This window comes from Winogradskyella sp., from assembly GCF_016744625.1.
Lineage (GTDB): Bacteria > Bacteroidota > Bacteroidia > Flavobacteriales > Flavobacteriaceae > Winogradskyella.
Map to the genome: position 1 here is coordinate 1 of NZ_JADGDZ010000042.1, position 17,001 is coordinate 17,001.

Annotated in this window: 17 protein-coding genes; 3 read left to right on the top strand and 14 right to left on the bottom strand. The window is 31.7% G+C overall.

Annotated elements, in window-relative coordinates; translation table 11 throughout:
- From QZZ53_RS09955 to QZZ53_RS09965, 3 genes are all read right to left on the bottom strand, one after another.
- Positions 1 to 608, bottom strand: a 608-nt coding sequence (locus tag QZZ53_RS09955) for a hypothetical protein (protein WP_296384136.1), incomplete at its 3' end; no start/stop codon positions are given.
- Between the two features lie 104 nt (positions 609 to 712).
- Positions 713 to 1,705 carry a glycosyltransferase family 2 protein gene (locus tag QZZ53_RS09960; RefSeq protein ID WP_296384138.1) on the bottom strand — a complete coding sequence of 331 codons (993 nt, stop codon included), beginning with the start codon at positions 1,703 to 1,705 and terminating at the stop codon, positions 713 to 715.
- Complete coding sequence (locus QZZ53_RS09965; protein ID WP_296384140.1) at positions 1,706 to 2,155, bottom strand: type I restriction enzyme HsdR N-terminal domain-containing protein; 450 nt, start codon at positions 2,153 to 2,155, stop codon at positions 1,706 to 1,708.
- Positions 2,156 to 2,259: 104 nt separating this feature from the next.
- On the opposite strand from QZZ53_RS09965, the gene holA reads away from it, so the two are divergent.
- Positions 2,260 to 3,264, top strand: a complete 1,005-nt coding sequence (gene holA, locus QZZ53_RS09970) for a DNA polymerase III subunit delta (protein WP_296384142.1) — start codon at positions 2,260 to 2,262, stop codon at positions 3,262 to 3,264.
- 52 nt (positions 3,265 to 3,316) lie between these two features.
- On the opposite strand, the gene QZZ53_RS09975 is transcribed toward holA, so the two are convergent.
- From QZZ53_RS09975 to thrA, 8 genes are all read right to left on the bottom strand, one after another.
- Positions 3,317 to 3,670 (bottom strand): n-acetylglutamate synthase, encoded by a 354-nt coding sequence (locus QZZ53_RS09975; protein WP_296384144.1) that lies wholly within the window; start codon positions 3,668 to 3,670, stop codon positions 3,317 to 3,319.
- Positions 3,660 to 4,745 (bottom strand): T9SS type A sorting domain-containing protein, encoded by a 1,086-nt coding sequence (locus QZZ53_RS09980; RefSeq protein ID WP_296384147.1) that lies wholly within the window; start codon positions 4,743 to 4,745, stop codon positions 3,660 to 3,662. Before QZZ53_RS09980 ends, QZZ53_RS09975 begins: the two co-directional genes overlap by 11 nt.
- Before the next feature lie 106 nt (positions 4,746 to 4,851).
- Complete coding sequence (locus tag QZZ53_RS09985) at positions 4,852 to 5,376, bottom strand: GNAT family N-acetyltransferase (RefSeq protein WP_296384149.1); 525 nt, start codon at positions 5,374 to 5,376, stop codon at positions 4,852 to 4,854.
- Positions 5,377 to 5,412: 36 nt separating this feature from the next.
- Positions 5,413 to 5,859: a hypothetical protein gene (locus tag QZZ53_RS09990; RefSeq protein ID WP_296384151.1), complete on the bottom strand. Its 447-nt coding sequence runs from the start codon at positions 5,857 to 5,859 to the stop codon at positions 5,413 to 5,415.
- A 158-nt stretch (positions 5,860 to 6,017) separates the two neighbouring features.
- The gene (locus QZZ53_RS09995; RefSeq protein WP_296384153.1) at positions 6,018 to 6,416 is read right to left on the bottom strand and encodes a CBS domain-containing protein; all 399 of its coding nucleotides are present in this window, start codon (positions 6,414 to 6,416) and stop codon (positions 6,018 to 6,020) included.
- A 236-nt stretch (positions 6,417 to 6,652) separates the two neighbouring features.
- The gene (thrC, locus tag QZZ53_RS10000) at positions 6,653 to 7,942 is read right to left on the bottom strand and encodes a threonine synthase (RefSeq protein ID WP_296384154.1); all 1,290 of its coding nucleotides are present in this window, start codon (positions 7,940 to 7,942) and stop codon (positions 6,653 to 6,655) included.
- Positions 7,942 to 8,865: a homoserine kinase gene (locus tag QZZ53_RS10005; RefSeq protein WP_296384155.1), complete on the bottom strand. Its 924-nt coding sequence runs from the start codon at positions 8,863 to 8,865 to the stop codon at positions 7,942 to 7,944. The genes thrC and QZZ53_RS10005 overlap by 1 nt, the downstream gene beginning before the upstream one ends.
- A 2-nt stretch (positions 8,866 to 8,867) precedes the next feature.
- Positions 8,868 to 11,339, bottom strand: coding sequence for a bifunctional aspartate kinase/homoserine dehydrogenase I (thrA, locus tag QZZ53_RS10010; RefSeq protein WP_296384157.1), 2,472 nt, complete (start codon positions 11,337 to 11,339; stop codon positions 8,868 to 8,870).
- A gap of 393 nt (positions 11,340 to 11,732) precedes the next feature.
- Between thrA and QZZ53_RS10015 the strand changes: the two genes are divergently transcribed.
- Positions 11,733 to 13,289 carry an NAD(P)H-hydrate dehydratase gene (locus QZZ53_RS10015; protein ID WP_296384159.1) on the top strand — a complete coding sequence of 519 codons (1,557 nt, stop codon included), beginning with the start codon at positions 11,733 to 11,735 and terminating at the stop codon, positions 13,287 to 13,289.
- A 46-nt stretch (positions 13,290 to 13,335) separates the two neighbouring features.
- Here QZZ53_RS10015 and QZZ53_RS10020 read toward each other — a convergent pair whose 3' ends face one another.
- Entirely contained in the window at positions 13,336 to 14,376 is a 1,041-nt protein-coding gene (locus tag QZZ53_RS10020) for a TlpA disulfide reductase family protein (protein WP_296384161.1), read from the bottom strand.
- Between the two features lie 212 nt (positions 14,377 to 14,588).
- Here QZZ53_RS10020 and hutH point away from each other — a divergent pair, with 212 nt between their 5' ends.
- The gene (gene hutH / locus QZZ53_RS10025) at positions 14,589 to 16,118 is read left to right on the top strand and encodes a histidine ammonia-lyase (RefSeq protein ID WP_296384163.1); all 1,530 of its coding nucleotides are present in this window, start codon (positions 14,589 to 14,591) and stop codon (positions 16,116 to 16,118) included.
- A gap of 7 nt (positions 16,119 to 16,125) precedes the next feature.
- Here the strand turns inward: hutH and QZZ53_RS10030 are convergent, their stop codons facing one another.
- Both QZZ53_RS10030 and QZZ53_RS10035 read right to left on the bottom strand, forming a co-directional pair.
- A complete protein-coding gene (locus tag QZZ53_RS10030) occupies positions 16,126 to 16,488 on the bottom strand; it encodes a hypothetical protein (RefSeq protein ID WP_296384165.1) in 363 nt (120 codons plus the stop codon).
- 78 nt (positions 16,489 to 16,566) lie between these two features.
- Complete coding sequence (locus tag QZZ53_RS10035; protein ID WP_296384167.1) at positions 16,567 to 16,929, bottom strand: hypothetical protein; 363 nt, start codon at positions 16,927 to 16,929, stop codon at positions 16,567 to 16,569.
- Between the last annotated feature and the right edge of the window lie 72 nt (positions 16,930 to 17,001).

Genomic DNA, 17,001 nt, shown 5'->3' on the forward strand with positions numbered 1-17,001 from the left:
GGTTTGCTATAAGACTTGTTATCAGTATGCGATTCTACCATAGCCTCAAAGTCTGGCTTGCTATTTATAACCTTTGCAACCTTAGCAAGGATTTCATTAGCTCTATCTGTTACATTATAACTTCCGCTTTTAAATAATAATTTATCAGCAATAGAAATAAACACAACACCTTTTTCTACGTTAACTTCTATATCTGGATCACTGATACCAACTGCTTTTTTAAGGCTAGTAACAATTGCTAATGTTACACTGTCTTTTTTAGTTAAAGCATCTTGTAAACGTGATATTTTTAAGTCTTTTTCTTTTAAACTTTCTAAAGATTTTTCAAGGTTATCAGCACCTTTTTGGGTTAAGGTTGTTAAGTTTCCTTTTGTGTCAATTAAATCTTGATTAGATTTACGTAAATCTGCTAACTGATCTTTCATAGTTTCTACTCTTGCATTTGCAGCAGAAGCATCAGATAAACACTTATTGAGTTTTACCGTTGCACTATTTAATAAATCTTGAGTTTCTTTTTGTTCTGCTTCAAGTGCTAGGTAATCTTTCTTCGACACGCAAGACGCTAACAACAACATTGAGCAAACACTTAATAACATTAATTTCTTCATAATTGAATCGTAATTTTAATTGTTAATTATAACAACTCAAAATTATAGAAAAGAAGAATCGACTATACATGGATTAACAAAAACTTTAACAGTTTTATGAACAATTAGAATTTTGTGCGTTTTTTAATAAAATAAGACCAAACAATTGAGTTGGTTTCGTAGTAATTTGGTCGCTTTGGTAATTGCTTACGCTGTTTTAATAGCTGACCTAAATTCCTGTAAAATGAGCCATGTGCTTTAAGAATAGCCAATAAGTATTGTGGTTTTAATTGAAACAAAAACCTAATGGCAGCAATACCATCTAATTTCATTCTTGTAACAGTTCTAAAAAACACATTTTTATCTGTATGTTTTACCAAAGTAAAAAGACTATTTCTAAAGTTGAGATAGGTTTTTTTAGGATTTGTATTACTCAATGTAGCACCACCAACATGATATACAGTTGATGTACCAACATATTTCACCTTATGATTTGTGTTATAAGCGCGCCAACACAAATCAATTTCTTCTATATGTGCAAAGTAGGATTCGTCAAACCCGTTTAAAGTTTTAAATATTGAATTTCTAATAAAAAGGCACGCACCAGAAGCCCAAAAGATATCTCTTGTATCATTGTATTGCCCATGGTCTTTTTCAATAGTATCAAAAATTCGACCACGACAATATGGAAAACCATACTTATCTATAAAACCACCAGCAGCACCAGCATATTCAAAATGAGATTTGTTTTTAAAGTCTAATATTTTTGGTTGAATTATCGCTGTTTCAGAATTGGTGTTAAACTCATCTATGATTGGTTGAAGCCAGTTCTCTGTAACTTCAATATCACTATTAAGTAAGCAGAGTATAGGTTCATCTATAGATGCAAGTGCATCATTGTAACCTTTTGCATAACCTCCATTTTTAGTATTCTGAATCAATTTTATGGTCGGGAAATGTTCAGAAACAAAAACCACAGAATCATCAGTTGATGCATTATCAGCCACATAAATTTGAGCAGTACTAGAATACTTCACAACAGAAGGTAGAAACTGTTCGAGTAGTGCTTTTCCGTTCCAGTTTAAAATAACAACAGCTATGTCTTTGGTTTGTAGCATTTAGTCTTTTGAGTAATTCGGAATCTCTTTTAAAAACGAATAGCGTTCAGTTTCAGTATCCATTTGGCAATAATAGTGATTTAAACCATTAGTTACCATAAGATAAGATGCTTTTAGAATTAGATTGTAACGTGCTATTTGATCAAAAGTAGTTTGATCTATTTTTATTTTATGCGATTTGCATTCAACGATTAAATAAATACTACCATCAGAATTAAAAATTACAATGTCATAGCGTTTTTTTAAACCGTTTATAGTAAGCTCCTTTTCAACATTAATGAGTGATTTAGGGAATTTTTTCTCATTAATTAAATAATGTACACAGTGTTGTCGCACCCATTCTTCGGGTTGTAGAATGATGAATTTTTTCCGAATCACATCAAAAATAGAAACTTTATTTTCTGTACTTTTGAAGCGGTATTCAAACTTAGGAAAGTTGAGTTCTTGCACTACACAAAATTAAAATTATAATGTCACTTCGAGTGATTTTTGAAGAAAATTTTATCGACAAGTTTGACTAAGGTCAAAACTCGAACAGACAAAGAAGTAAGATATTGGACGACGTAAAACAATTAGTTGCAGCAATAAAAAAGGGAGATCTTAAGCCTATTTATTTTTTAATGGGTGAGGAGGCGTATTACATTGATAAGATTTCAGATTATATTGAAAACAATGTTTTAGATGAAGCTGAAAAAGGATTTAACCAAATGGTATTGTATGGTCGGGATGTATCTATTGATGATATTGTGAGTAATGCCAAGCGTTATCCTATGATGGCAGAACGCCAAGTAGTTATTGTTAAAGAAGCTCAGGACTTAAGCAGAACGATTGAAAAACTAGCAAAATATGTTGAAAACCCTCAGCCTACAACTGTGTTAGTCGTAAATTATAAGTACAAAAAGCTAGACAAAAGAAAAGCACTTTATAAGGCCATAAAAAAAGTTGGTGTTGTTTTTGAAAGCAAAAAACTTTATGAAAATCAAGTTTCGGATTGGATAAGACGTGTTTTATCTGGTCAGAATTATAATATCTCTCCAAAAGCAGCACAAATGCTTGTGGAGTTTTTAGGAACTGACTTAGGTAAAATAGATAACGAGCTTAATAAACTTAAAATTGTTTTACCAGAAGGCACTCAAATTACTCCAGAGCATATAGAAGCGAATATAGGAATTAGTAAAGATTTTAATAATTTCGAACTACGAAAAGCTGTAGGAGAACGGAATGTGGTGAAAGCACATCAGATTGCGAAGTATTTTGCAGACAATCCAAAGGATAATCCTATGGTGGTTACTGTCGCTTTACTATTTAATTTCTTTTCTCAGTTATTGCACCTTCATGGCATGTCAGATAAGAATCCACGTAGTGTCGCTTCTGCTTTAAAAGTGAATCCTTATTTTGTGAATGAATACCTAACCGCAGCTCGTAATTATCCGATGAGAAAAGTGAGTTCAGTGATTGGTTTGTTGCGCGAATTTGATGTTAAAAGTAAAGGTGTTGGCTCTAATGCTATACCTCAAGGAGACTTACTTAAAGAATTGTTGGTTAGAATTTTAGGATAGGTAAATAAACATTCTTATTTGTCATACTGAATTTATTTCAGCATCTTTAGTATTATTGCTCTTCAATAATAGATTCTCCTTCAGAGAAATCACCAGAAGTCCATTTCCATTTTTCGTGAAGTCTAATTTTTCCATTTGGTAACATTTCAGGTTTAGAAACACATGTTCCTGTCATTAAAATATCATCCAAGTTTACCTGATGGTAGCGCATTTCAATAGTTCCGTCTTTAGCCACAATTCCTATAAGATGTCCTTGTTTAATATGACCTCCAGAATAATCTGAAGTTAAAATATTTCCATTTTGTTTATACTCAAAAATAGTCTCATTAGACGTTTCACTATTCTTAGTTGTTTTTATTGGCTTAAATATTTTTCCGTTGTAGTTCAATTCACTTTTATTGGACAATTAATCTTTTTATTGTAGAATTTTGATTTGCTCCTTGTTGAAGCTTCACTAAATAAACTCCAGTCGTTAAATCAGAAATATCAATTTTTTTGTTTGAAGACGTTTTTACCAACTGTCCTGTAATCGCGTAAATCTTTGTGATGCAATCGTCATGGCTCAGTGTAATACTTTGTTTTGCAGGATTAGGGTAAAATGAAACTGAAGGATTATCTAAAGTTTTAATACTCAAAGTTGAAGCATTAAAACTAAATAAACCTGAAGCTGCAGGAGAATTTTCTTCAGCAGATACATAATATTCATTTGCATTGATGGGAATAATACCTTCAATTTGTGGTGAGTAATTAGCAGGAACACTCATAGATGTTTTTACTACAGAACCGTTAGAAAACAAACCAGAATTGAATCCATTTAACTGAATTACAAATCCACCATTTACATCATAACCTATAAGTACAATTTCATTATTTAAGTCATTGTACGTTGCACCAGAAATTAGACCTTGTGCGCTAATAGTATCAATCATAGAAATACTATGCGTACCAGGAACTTTAGATAACTCGTAGATATTTGTATTACCATTTAGCCAGTTTTTAGAAAAAACATAAAGCTTATTATTATAATGAATTAACCCTTCTGCATCGAAATTTGTAGCTAAAGGACTTGGTGTAAAATCTGTTTGATTGGTGTAACTAAAGTTTATAATATCTGCGGTTACTGAAGTACTAGCAAAATAGTCTGCAATGGCTATGCGATAGATTTTTAAATTCGTTCTGTCTCCACGATAATTACCAAAATCGCCAATGTAGATATAGGTTCCGTCATGAGTTAAATCTTCCCAGTCACTATTTGAGGCATTAGTTATGGTCACTGTTCTTGTTACAGCACCAGTCGATGTATCTACATCAAATAATTGATTTGTTGTCGCAGAATCATTGTGTGTAATTAGTGTATTACTAAGATAAAGCAAGCCTGAAGTTTCATTTACTGTAGCATCAAGACCGGTTTCTAAGGCCAACTGTTGTGCAGTACTTAAAAATGAGACTAAAAAAATGATGATAAAATAAACCGACTTCATAACTAAATTGACTTAAATACCTATAAATGTAGTTATTCTAATGATTCGGAAACTAAAAAGTATATAAAGCTACGCTTATTTGGGATGAAATGTAATAGAACAGTTATTAAAAGTCTAATTCACGATGATAATGCAATAAATCTTCGTCACTACTTGGTAGTTTACCAATACCTTTCAAATTAAAACCTAAACGTTCTAATAGTTTTCTTGAGGCTAAATTGTCTTTAAGCGTATAACCACTCAATTCTTTTAAGTCATAGTCTTCTTTAGCAGAAATCATTATTTTATGAGAAGCTTCAAAAGCATATCCTTTACCTTCATATACTGGTAAAAAGGCAAAACCAATATCTGGATCTTTCTTGCCTTCTCTGCGATATAATCCACAAGTACCCAGTTTTGTATTGTCTCCTTTTCTAATTATAACGTTATTACCATAACCGAATTCTTTAAGTTGAGGAAAGGCTTTTTCTTTAATATAGTTTTCTGCTTCTTCAACCGTTCTTATGTTTCTATCACCAATATTTTTTATCCATTTAGGTGAGTTCATTAGCTCTAAAATGAACGTGGCATCTTCTGTAATGACAGGTCTGATACTTAGTCTTTTGGTTTGTAATATTTTATGGTTAGTCAATTGCTGAATTTAAATTTTGAATTATCAGAGCGCTTATTAAACTTTATCCATTGGTAAGGACTTTTTCTTAAAATTAAGAAATACTTTATTAAAGTTTCCTTTTGAAATTATTTCTTGCTCTGATTTATTAACAATAAAAGTAATCTTTGTAAGATATCTATTTGAAACATTTGAAAAATCTGATTCTATTTCTTTAGTGTCAGAAGGTAGAGTGATAGTAGTATTATTGGGTAATTCAAAAATTAGATAACAACCTTTATAAGTTTTTATATTAGTACCACTTAATAGAGAAACATTAAGAAAATCATAACCAGATAAATTTTGATAGGTAGTATATAATTGTCCAAAATCTGATTCAGCAATTTTATCTCCTTTAATCTCAGCTATTAAGCCTTCTGTAAAAGAATCAACGTGAGTTCTTTCCATTGCTCTTATGTTTCCAAATCTAGCAAATATCTTATCTACTGTTTTAAATAATTTCATGGTTATAGACAAGGTTAATTTATTGATTGGATAGTTTCTTTATGTATAGACTAAGGTAGTGAAAAATGAAAAAATAAAGAATCTAATGACAGAAAATCAAATGGTAATTTTTGAAGCATTGAATTAGTAGCTCTGTTGCTCCTTTTTACAAATTGTTATTATTCCAGAGAATGTTCAGCAACTAATTTCACAAAATCTAAAGAACTAATCATACCTTTTATTTCTCCCTCTTCCATTGCAACTATATGATGCACATCATGCTTTAACATCATTTTTGCAGCCGATTTAGCACTAGAATCTACATGAACAACATGGACACTTTTAGTGTTTAGTATATTTTCTATAGGTGCGTAGTCGCTTATTTCTTTACTTAAATCCGTTGCAGTTATAATGCCTTTAATAGTTATATCTACTTTTAGTTTATCATTTGAATACTTAATAATTGGAATTGCGTGAATCCCTTTTTCCTTCATAAGCATTCTAATTTCTAAAACGTTATGATCTGCCATTGCTGTTGTAACCGGAGTTGACATAAAATCTTTTACTTGTATTCGCATGATATTTTTTTTAGTTTCTAAAAGTATTATGTAAGTATTATGTAAGTATAATTAAACAGTAGTAGGCATTTCTGTTTGATTATCAATTATAAAAATAAGAATACATATCCATATTGGATATGATAAAAATCATGCTCTAGCAGATTAAATTTTGGAAATCGATTTTGAATTATATTTGATTAAAAGAGATTCAACAATTAAAGAACCACTAATTAATCTAGAAATCACAAGGGAGTTTATCTTAGCAAAAACCTCTTTAATTCATCATAAGAACTAACAGAAATAGCAACCTTCTCTTTATCCATAACCGCTTCAATTTGAGGAGGCAATGGAATAGTTTGCTCAATAACATCCTCAACTACACCTAAGAATTTTGTAGGATGAGCAGTTTCTAAAAAAACCACATGAGCATCACTATTTTTTAAATATTCTTTCGCTCCTAAATAACCAACAGCTCCATGTGGATCAGCTACATAATCATAATCTTTATATAATTCTAAAAGCGCAGTTTTAGTTTCTTCATCTGTATAACTAAAAGAGCATAAATTCGCTTTTAAAGCTTCAAAATTATTGTTGTGTAATTCTTGTATTCTTATAAAATTACTTGGATTACCAACATCCATAGCATTACTAATGGTTTGTACAGAAGGTTTTGGTTCGTAAGATTGTGTTGTCATATAATTAACAACCGTATCATTGGTATTATTGGCTGCAATAAATTGTTTTACTGGTAAGCCTAATTTTTGTGCGACCATACCAGCGCAAATATTTCCAAAGTTTCCACTTGGTACAGAGAATGCAATATCCTTGTGTTTTGATTTTAATTGTTTGTATGTAAATAAGAAGTAGAAGAGTTGTGGTAACCAACGTGCAATGTTTATAGAGTTTGCAGAAGTTAATTGCATTTTGCTTGTTAACTCGACATCCATAAAAGCACGCTTTACCATATCTTGGCAATCGTCAAAAACACCATCTACTTCTAAAGCTGTAATGTTTTGTCCTAGAGTAGTTAATTGTTTTTCTTGGATATCACTTACTTTTCCGCTTGGATAAAGAATTACAACATTCACACCTTTAACACTTAAAAACCCATTTGCTACAGCACCTCCTGTATCTCCAGAAGTTGCTACTAAAACAGTAACGTCATTAGTATTGGTTTTATTAAAATACCCTAAACATCTCGCCATAAATCGTGCTCCAACGTCTTTAAAAGCCATTGTAGGTCCATGAAACAACTCTAGTGTAGAAATATTTTCATTGATTTCTACAACAGGGAAATCGAAATTTAATGTTTCCTCAACAATAGTTTTTAAAACGTCTTCAGGAATCTCAGGAACTATGAATTGTTTTATCGCTTCAAAAGCAATTTTAGTATTAGATTTACCTTCTATAGTTTCAAAAAATGAAGGTTCTAAAGGTGTAATTGATTCAGGGAAATACAAACCTTTATCTGGTGCAAGTCCTCTGACTACTGCTTCAGAAAAAGTTATGTTAGGTGCTTTTCTATTGAGTGAGTAATAGTTCATTATAGTGTTTTTATACCTTGGGTATTAATTTTAGAAACGTAAGTTTCGAAGTGTATATTTGATTTTGAATACACGTTATGCATGGCCTGCTCAACTTTTTTGGCAGTGTTTTCTCCTTTACTCAATGCAAAAATAGAAGGACCAGAGCCAGAAATAGCACAACCTAATGCGCCAGCTTCTAAAACAGTATTTTTCACATCATCAAAATGTGGAATGAGTTGTTTACGATACGGTTCAATAACAACATCGTTTAAAGCATCTTTTATTAACTTATAATCTGATGTATGCAAACCATGTACTAAGCTGCCAACATTTGCCCATTGCGTTATCGCATTTTGCAACGGAATCTCCTTTGGCAAAATAGCTCTAGACTCAGACGTTTTTATTTCAATCTGTGGATGAATTAAAGTTGCGTATAAATCGGATGGAGTAGGAAGCTCTAAAACTTGCAATGGACAAGCGTTTTTTACTAAAGTAAAACCTCCAAAAATAGCAGGAGCTAAATTATCTGCATGTTCGCATTGGCTAGCTAATGCTTCGCCTTTCATAGCATAGAAGGTTAGTTTTGTTTTGTCTAGAGGTCTTCCGAGTAATTCATTCATTCCATAAACACTACCAGCTGCACTCGCCGAACTGCTTCCAATTCCACTTCCTGGTTTTATATTCTTATAGATTTCAATCTCAAAACCACAATCTGGATTTAGCTCATTATACATTGCTAAAGCAGAAACGCCAGCCACATTTTCTTCAGCTTCGTATGGTAAATCGTAGCCTTCGATTTTAGTAATTCTAATACCTTTTTCTTCTGTTTTTCTGATGACCATTTCATCTCCAATAGTATCTAAACAAAAACCAAGTACATCGAATCCGCAAGCCACATTGGCTACAGTTGCAGGTGAGAATATTTTGATTTCGTTTTTCATGTTTAGTTATTAGCAATTCTTATAATGTCAGCAAATAAACCAGAAGCAGTGACATCTGCACCAGCACCAGCACCTTTAATAATTAAGGGTTGTTTTGGGTAACGTTCAGTATAAAACATCACAATATTGTCTTTTCCTTCTAAATTATAAAATGCATGCCCTTCTGGTATTTCTTGAAGTCCTACTTTAGCTTTACCATTGTCATATTCCGCAACATATTTTAGTTGACAATTTTTTTCTTTTGCAGAAGCATATAATTTTTGGAAATGCGCTTCGTCATGCTTTAATGTGTCATAAAAATCATCTACAGTTGTACTTTCTAAATTTGTTTTGGTTAAAAATGGTTCTACTTCAATATCATCAATTTCCATTTCAGCACCATTTTCTCTAGCTAATATTAAGACTTTTCTAGCGACATCAATTCCGCTAAGATCAATTCTAGGATCTGGTTCTGTATAACCTTCAAATTGCGCACGTTTTACAGTATCATGGAAGTTGCTTCGATCACTGAAATTATTGAACACAAAGTTTAAGCTCCCAGACAATACAGCTTGTATACTAGTAACTTTATCTCCTGAGGCTACTAAGTTATTTAATGTGTTAATTATTGGTAAAGCTGCACCAACATTAGTTTCATAAAGGAAAGGTGCGTTGTACTTTCTTGATAAGTTATGTAAGTTAATATAAGATTCATAACTACTAGAACTAGCTATTTTACTACAAGCTACAACTGCTATACTGTGCTTTAAATAATCCGCATAAAAGCTAGCTACATTTTCGTTAGCAGTAATATCAACAAAAATACTATTTCTAAGATTCATCTTAACAGCGGTTTTTAAGAATCCTTCAAGGCTAGCCTTTTCTGCAAAGTCGAATTCCGAAACCCAATCATTAAGATTAATACCATCTTCGTTGAAAACCATTTTCCTAGAGTTAGACATACCAATAATGCGTATGCTAATTTGAAGATTTTCTTTTAAGAATGTATGCTGTTGTTTTATCTGTTCAATAAGACGTTCACCAACATTTCCAACACCAGTAATAAATAAGTTGATCTGTTTGGTTTTGATTTCGAAGAATTGTTCGTGTAAACTATTCAATGCTTTTTTAACATCGTTCTTATGAATTACAGCAGAAATATTACGTTCTGAAGCGCCTTGAGCAATAGCTCTAATGTTCACGTTATTCTTGCCAAGTGTGCTAAACATTTTACCACTTATTCCTTGATGACTTTTCATTTTATCACCAATTACTGCTATAATTGATAAATCATTCTCTATAACTATTGGATCTATTTTTTGAAGCGTAATTTCATATTCAAAAACCTCATCAATAGCTTCTTTAGCACGTTGTGCATCATTGGCAGAAATCCCAAAACAAATAGAATGCTCTGAAGAAGACTGTGTGATTAATATAATGTTAATTTTTTCTTGTGCTAGTGTTTCAAACAAGCGTTTGCTAAAGCCTGGTACGCCAACCATACCATTGCCTTGTAAGGTTAAGAGTGCAATATTGTCTATATTACTTAGACCTTTTACAGGTGAACCGTTTGATTGTGTATCTTCAGTAATTGTAGTGCCAATTGCCTCAGGATCCATTGTGTTTTTAATCACAATAGGAATTTTCTTTTTAAGAACAGGCATCACTGTAGGAGGATATAATACTTTAGCACCAAAATGTGATAATTCCACAGCTTCTTGATAAGATAACTCTACAATTGGAGCCGCTTGTTTTACCAATTTTGGATTGGTAGTAAACATACCACTAACATCTGTCCAAATCTGTAATTCATTAGCATCTAAAGCTGCGGCAATAATCGCAGCAGTATAATCAGATCCACCACGACCTAAAGTTGTGATTTCTCCACTTGCAGATTTTGAAACAAAACCTGGTAATAAAATTATAGACTTAGAGTTTGATTTGAAAAATGATTGAATATTTGCATTGGTGGTTTTAAAATTCACTAATGCATTATTAAAATTTAAATCGGTAACGATTAAATCTTGAGAGTTTTTTAAAGTCGCATCTAGGTTTCTAGACTTAAGAGTATGATATATTATCGTTGAAGATAAGGCTTCTCCAAAACTTAAGAGTTTATCTCTAGTTTTAGGCGATAATTCGTTAATCAAATAAATACCATCTAAAAGACTTCTGAGCTCTTTTAATTTTTCTGAAATCAAGTCATGTAATTCTTCGTGTTCATTTTGAAGACTTTTATCATTTTTGGAATTTTCAAAAAGCCCTTCTATGACTTTATTGTGTCGAGACCAAATGCCATTGTAAACGTGTTTGTATTCTAAATCTTTATTACAAGCTAGATTTGCAGCTTCTAATAATTTATCTGTAATACCACCAACCGCTGAAACGACAACGGCTATTTTAGAACTTTTAGATTGCTGTTCTAAAATTGAGATAACTTTATTTATATTTTCGGCTGAACCTACTGATGTTCCACCAAACTTGAGAACTTTCATAATATTTTATATTTAAGAGAAATAGAATGTCTGTATAGACAAAAAGGGACGGAGAACATATTTATAGATTACCCAAAAGGGTAATAATAGTTGAAATAAAAAACATAGAAATAGACATACGGATTGTGTGTGCCATTGTATTTATTGATATGTTTCTTTTTTTCGTCATTACTTGTCAAATGTATTATTTTTACAACAATAAAAAAACTAATATCTCAGTTTTAGGGAATTGGTAAAAAAGAGCTAGTCTTTATATTAAAAATGAAATATAACTAGCGATTTACATCAGGTTTTAAATTATTCACATGAAACATCTTAGCTGAATTTCTGCGCAAAGGGGAAAGACTATATTGATGTTCCATGTGACAGTCAAAAAACAATAGACATTAACAGATGAAACTATTTTCAAAAGAACAAATTTACGAAGGAGATAAATTAACTACAGAACGTCAAAAAATATCATCTACAGATTTAATGGAACGTGCTGGAACTCAAATTTTTAATTGGATGCATATGCGTATGCAAGGCGCTCAAGTACCGATACATGTGTTTTGCGGAATAGGTAATAATGGTGGTGACGGATTGGTGTTGGCAAGGCATTTAATTACCCATGGTTATAATGTAATTACCTATATAGTTAATTGTAGTGATAAGCGTTCTAAGGATTTTTTAATCAACTATGACCGTATTAAAAATGTAACTAAAGATTGGCCAAAGGTGTTGACCTGTCAAGCAGATTTTCCAGAATTTCATGCTGACGATATTATTGTTGATGCTGTATTTGGAATTGGATTAAATCGTTCACCAAATGATTGGGTACAAGAATTGTTTCAAAAATTTAAAGCCTCTAAAGCTTTTACTTTAGCGATTGATATTCCATCAGGAGTATACACTGATAAAGCTGTTGAAGATGAAAATGCTGTGGTTTATGCCAACTATACGTTGAGTTTTCAATCACCTAAATTTATATTCTTTTTGCCTGAAACCGCAAAGTATTCTATACAATGGGAAGCATTAGATATTGGTATTGATAGAGATTATTTAATGCAAACTGAAACTGAAGTTGAATTAATTTCGAAGCTCGAAGTTTTACCATTTTATAAACCAAGAGAAAAGTTTTCGCATAAAGGTGATTTTGGACACGTTATGATTTTAGGTGGTAGCTATGGGAAAATCGGTGCTGTTAATTTAGCAAGTAGAGCAGCTTTGAGCTCTGGTACTGGATTAGTAACGGCATATATCCCAAAATGTGGTTATCATAGTCTACAAGCATCTATACCTGAAGTTATGGTGATTTCTGATGACAATGAAACTACTATATCTAATATTAATTTTGATATAGCACCAACAGTAATTGGTATCGGAGTAGGACTTGGTACTTCAGATGAAACAGCAAAAACATTTGAAGCATTTTTAAAGAAGAATAAAACACCTTTAGTTATAGATGCTGATGGCTTAAACTTATTGTCTAAAAAGAAGGCATTATTGAAGTTATTACCAGAGCAAACGATTTTAACTCCACATCCAAAGGAGTTAGAGCGTTTAGTAGGGAAGTGGTCTGATGATTTTGAAAAGCTTAAAAAAGTAAAAACCTTTTCAAAGAAGTATAATGTTATCGTACTCATAAAAGGTGCAAACTCAATTACCGTTTATAAGGATAAGTTATATGTGAATACGACTGGAAATCCTGGTATGGCAACTGCAGGAAGTGGTGATGTTTTAACTGGATTAATTTCTGGTTTAGTTGCTCAAGGTTATGAACCTTTAGCTGCAACAATTTTTGGTGTGTATCTGCATGGAAAAGCGGCAGATATTTCTTTAGAAGATTATGGATACCAAAGTTTAATTGCAAGTCATATTATTGAGGCTATTGGTGAAGCTTATATAGACTTATTTAAAAAACCAGAACAGCCTGTAGAACAACAAACAGAAGAGCAACAAGAACAATGAAAAAAAGCCTTCAGAAATGAAGGCTTTTTTTATATAATCTAAATTATTATAGTTTTAATGTATTAAATAGCTCAACTAATTGAGGATTTGAAGGTCTTGGTGCATCTGCATTAATGATATTTCCTTCAGGATCTACTAAAATAAATCTTGGAATTCCATTGATCTTATAATCTTGTATAAATGTAGATCTAAATCCATTATCGGCTAAGAGTTGCATGCCACCAAGTTCTTTTTCAGTAATCATTTTTTTCCAACCTTCATATGCCTTTGCAGCATCTCCTTTGTAACCACGTCCTTCATCTACAGAGATACTAACAAATTCAATGTTTTTACCGTGAAATTGCTTTTCTACTTTTTTCAATGATGGAATTTCAGCTTTACAAGGTCCGCACCAAGTTGCCCAAATATCCATATATACGTATTTACCCTTTAGATCAGATAAAGATGTATTACCGCCTGCGAAATTTTCATAATTTACAAATGTAGGTGATGCTTTACCTTCAGGGAACTGCGCACGCATAGCAATTTTAGAAGCCATGTATTGCTTAAGTTGTTTGGCTTGGCCTTCAACATTCTTGTCCATTTGTGCTATGTGAATAGAGTCTACATCAACATATTTTTTCTTTAACTCTTCATAAGCTGAGTTATATTTATTGATAGCTGTATCTAAGTCTTCTTGACTTCCGTTAGAAACAAGTTCTTCAGTAAAGTAATCACTTGAAATTAAAAATGATTGCAATGAAAAATTATTTATATCTGAGCCATCTCCTCCAAAGACTAAAGATTTATCAAAGGATTCATAATCAGTATTCAATGTAGATTCATTGTCATTTTTTAAATACATTACTCCATATTGTTCACCATGTTGAATGCTATAATCTCCTTCAACAATTTTTAAAGTATCTTTAAATGTACCATCATCCGCAATTGTAATTACCTTTTCGTATTCTCTTCCTTTAAATATTTTTAAGGTTTTACTTTCGTGTGAATTCTCAATTTTACCAGAAATAGTGGCATAATCCTTAGGTTCTTCTTTTTTGCATGCAAATAGAGAAAGTGCAATACAAAGGGCTAATAATCTTTTCATGTGTTTAATTTTTTTTAATGGCCACATACTGTTCGCTATTAATCATTCACTTATAATGATGAATTTTTGAACATGCAGTAACATAAATAGTGTTTTGTTCGCGACCAAAAATAAACATTCTATAATTAATTTTCAGAATGAAATGAATTATTAACAATATGTTGTAGAATGCAAAATTATTCTCAAATTTGAACACCTATTAAATAATCATAATGGATCAATATCATATTATATCTTCTGAAGCTTTAGACATTGTAACGATTTACAACATTTTTAAAGACAACAAAAAATTAAAGATTTCTGACGAACTTAAAAATAAAGTAATAGCATGTAAGACCTATCTAGATACTAAGTTAGCGAACAATAAAAAACCAATGTATGGTATAAATACTGGGTTTGGCTCGCTTTATAATGTAAAGATTTCTGACAATGACTTAACGCAACTGCAAAAGAATTTAGTGATGTCTCATGCTTGTGGTACTGGTGATCGCGTACCAGAATCCGTGGTAAAAGTGATGTTGCTTTTAAAGATTCAGTCGTTGAGTTACGGTCATAGTGGTGTACAATTAGCTACTATAAATAGACTTATTGACTTTTTTAATAATGATATTTTTCCATTTGTGTATACACAAGGATCTTTAGGTGCGTCTGGTGATTTAGCTCCATTGGCACATTTGGCTTTGCCTCTATTAGGAAAAGGAAAAGTGGTGCATAAAGATAAAGAATATGATGCTTCGGACTTATTAGAGAAGTTTAAATGGAAACCAATTAAACTAGAAGCAAAAGAAGGTTTAGCACTTTTAAATGGTACTCAGTTTATGAGCGCCTATGGTGTTTATTTATTATTAATGTCTCATAAAACATCATACTTAGCAGACATCATCGCTAGTATTTCATTGGATGCTTTTGATGGCAGATTAGATCCTTTTCATGATTTAGTGCATGCCGTAAGACCACATCCTGGTCAGAGGAAAGTTGCTAGACGTTTTAATGAGTTTTTAAAAGGAAGCGAGCTTATAACTCGAGAAAAGGAACACGTTCAAGATCCTTATTCTTTCCGTTGTATACCACAAGTTCATGGAGCAACAAAAGATACCTTAGATTTTGTAGAGAAAGTAATACTGACAGAAATTAATTCGGTAACTGATAATCCGAATATTTTTCATGAAGAAGATTTAATTATTTCTGGTGGAAATTTTCATGGTCAACCTTTAGCATTAGCTTTAGATTATTTGAAAATTGCCATGGCAGAAATAGGTAATATATCTGAACGTCGCATATTTCAGTTGGTGTCTGGACTAAGAGGCTTACCAGCATTTTTAGTGGATAATCCAGGTCTTAATTCAGGATTTATGATTCCTCAATATACTGCAGCAAGTATAGTAAGTGCAAATAAACAAATGGCAACTCCAGCTAGTGTAGATAGTATAGTTTCTAGTAATGGACAAGAAGACCACGTAAGTATGGGAGCCAATGCTGCTACACAAGCCTTTACTTTAATTAGGAATGTAGAGCGCGTTATAGCAATAGAGTTGATGAATGCTTCGCAAGCTATAGAATTTAGAAAACCTTTAAAAACGTCACCTTTCTTGGAATCCTTTTTGGAGCAATATAGAAAAGAGGTGCCTTTTATAAAAGTTGATGAAGTTTTGCATGATGATATCGAAGCTTCTATTCAGTTTTTAAAAGATGTTGATATAGAAATAGAAGAATTGTTCTTAAACGATTATGGGTTAAAATAGTTATTGATTATTTTTTTAATAACTCATTAGCCCAGGAAATAGCATTGTCTAAAGTTGTGAAAACTTCAAAAGGTTTGTCAAAAAACATTTTTTCAAAGTGTGCATTTCTTACAGAAGAATAGTTTGATGAAACAACAGCAAATCCCACTAAAGTCTTAATTTTAGACGATTTACTATAGATTTTTGGATCAACAGCATATGAGTTTTCTCGATGTGTTATGTAAACAAAGGGTTTTTCTTTGTAATAGTCTAAAATAGTTTCAGTTTGTAATTGACTTTTTTCGGTCGTAACTGTAGCTCCTGGATTCACTTTGCAGATAACATAATTATCACAAAAGTTTAGCTCACAAAAATCTAAATTTTTGATCATGTAATTTTTTTTGGATGACAAAAATAATAGAAGTAATTGATTTGTAGCTTATTAGTTGTTTTTATTTTTAATAACCAATTATATAATTGTTTTCGCCCAAGCGATAGCATCATCTAATACACCAAAAATCTCAAACGGTTTATTGAAAAACATTTTTTCTATTTCTGCATTCACTTTTGCTTTGTATTCTTTAGAAACTACAGCAAAACCTTTTAGGTTTTCAATTTTAGAAGTTTCAAAGTAAATTTTAGGATCTACAGAGTAGGAGTTTATTCTGTGTGTAATGTAAACAAAGGGTTTGTTACTATAATAAGTGTTGGTTACTTCAATCAAGACATCATTATAGTGAGGTGTTACATTAACACCTTCTTTAATGACGACAACAACATAGTTATCATAAACTGTCATGTCACAAAAATCGAAATTTAGGATTTCTTTCATTGTTCAACAAAGCTATAATTACCATTAAGATATAAAAAAACTCCTTCATATTGAAGGAGTTTTAATTATAAT

Bases quoted from the DNA above. Each gene is read 5' to 3' on its own strand.
- QZZ53_RS09960 (WP_296384138.1), bottom strand. From the start codon at position 1,705: ATGCTACAAACCAAAGACATAGCTGTTGTTATTTTAAACTGGAACGGA.
- QZZ53_RS09980 (WP_296384147.1), bottom strand. From the start codon at position 4,745: ATGAAGTCGGTTTATTTTATCATCATTTTTTTAGTCTCATTTTTAAGT.
- QZZ53_RS09990 (WP_296384151.1), bottom strand. From the start codon at position 5,859: ATGAAATTATTTAAAACAGTAGATAAGATATTTGCTAGATTTGGAAAC.
- QZZ53_RS09995 (WP_296384153.1), bottom strand. From the start codon at position 6,416: ATGCGAATACAAGTAAAAGATTTTATGTCAACTCCGGTTACAACAGCA.
- thrC (WP_296384154.1), bottom strand. From the start codon at position 7,942: ATGAACTATTACTCACTCAATAGAAAAGCACCTAACATAACTTTTTCT.
- QZZ53_RS10005 (WP_296384155.1), bottom strand. From the start codon at position 8,865: ATGAAAAACGAAATCAAAATATTCTCACCTGCAACTGTAGCCAATGTG.
- thrA (WP_296384157.1), bottom strand. From the start codon at position 11,339: ATGAAAGTTCTCAAGTTTGGTGGAACATCAGTAGGTTCAGCCGAAAAT.
- QZZ53_RS10015 (WP_296384159.1), top strand. From the start codon at position 11,733: ATGAAACTATTTTCAAAAGAACAAATTTACGAAGGAGATAAATTAACT.
- QZZ53_RS10020 (WP_296384161.1), bottom strand. From the start codon at position 14,376: ATGAAAAGATTATTAGCCCTTTGTATTGCACTTTCTCTATTTGCATGC.
- hutH (WP_296384163.1), top strand. From the start codon at position 14,589: ATGGATCAATATCATATTATATCTTCTGAAGCTTTAGACATTGTAACG.
- QZZ53_RS10030 (WP_296384165.1), bottom strand. From the start codon at position 16,488: ATGATCAAAAATTTAGATTTTTGTGAGCTAAACTTTTGTGATAATTAT.
- QZZ53_RS10035 (WP_296384167.1), bottom strand. From the start codon at position 16,929: ATGAAAGAAATCCTAAATTTCGATTTTTGTGACATGACAGTTTATGAT.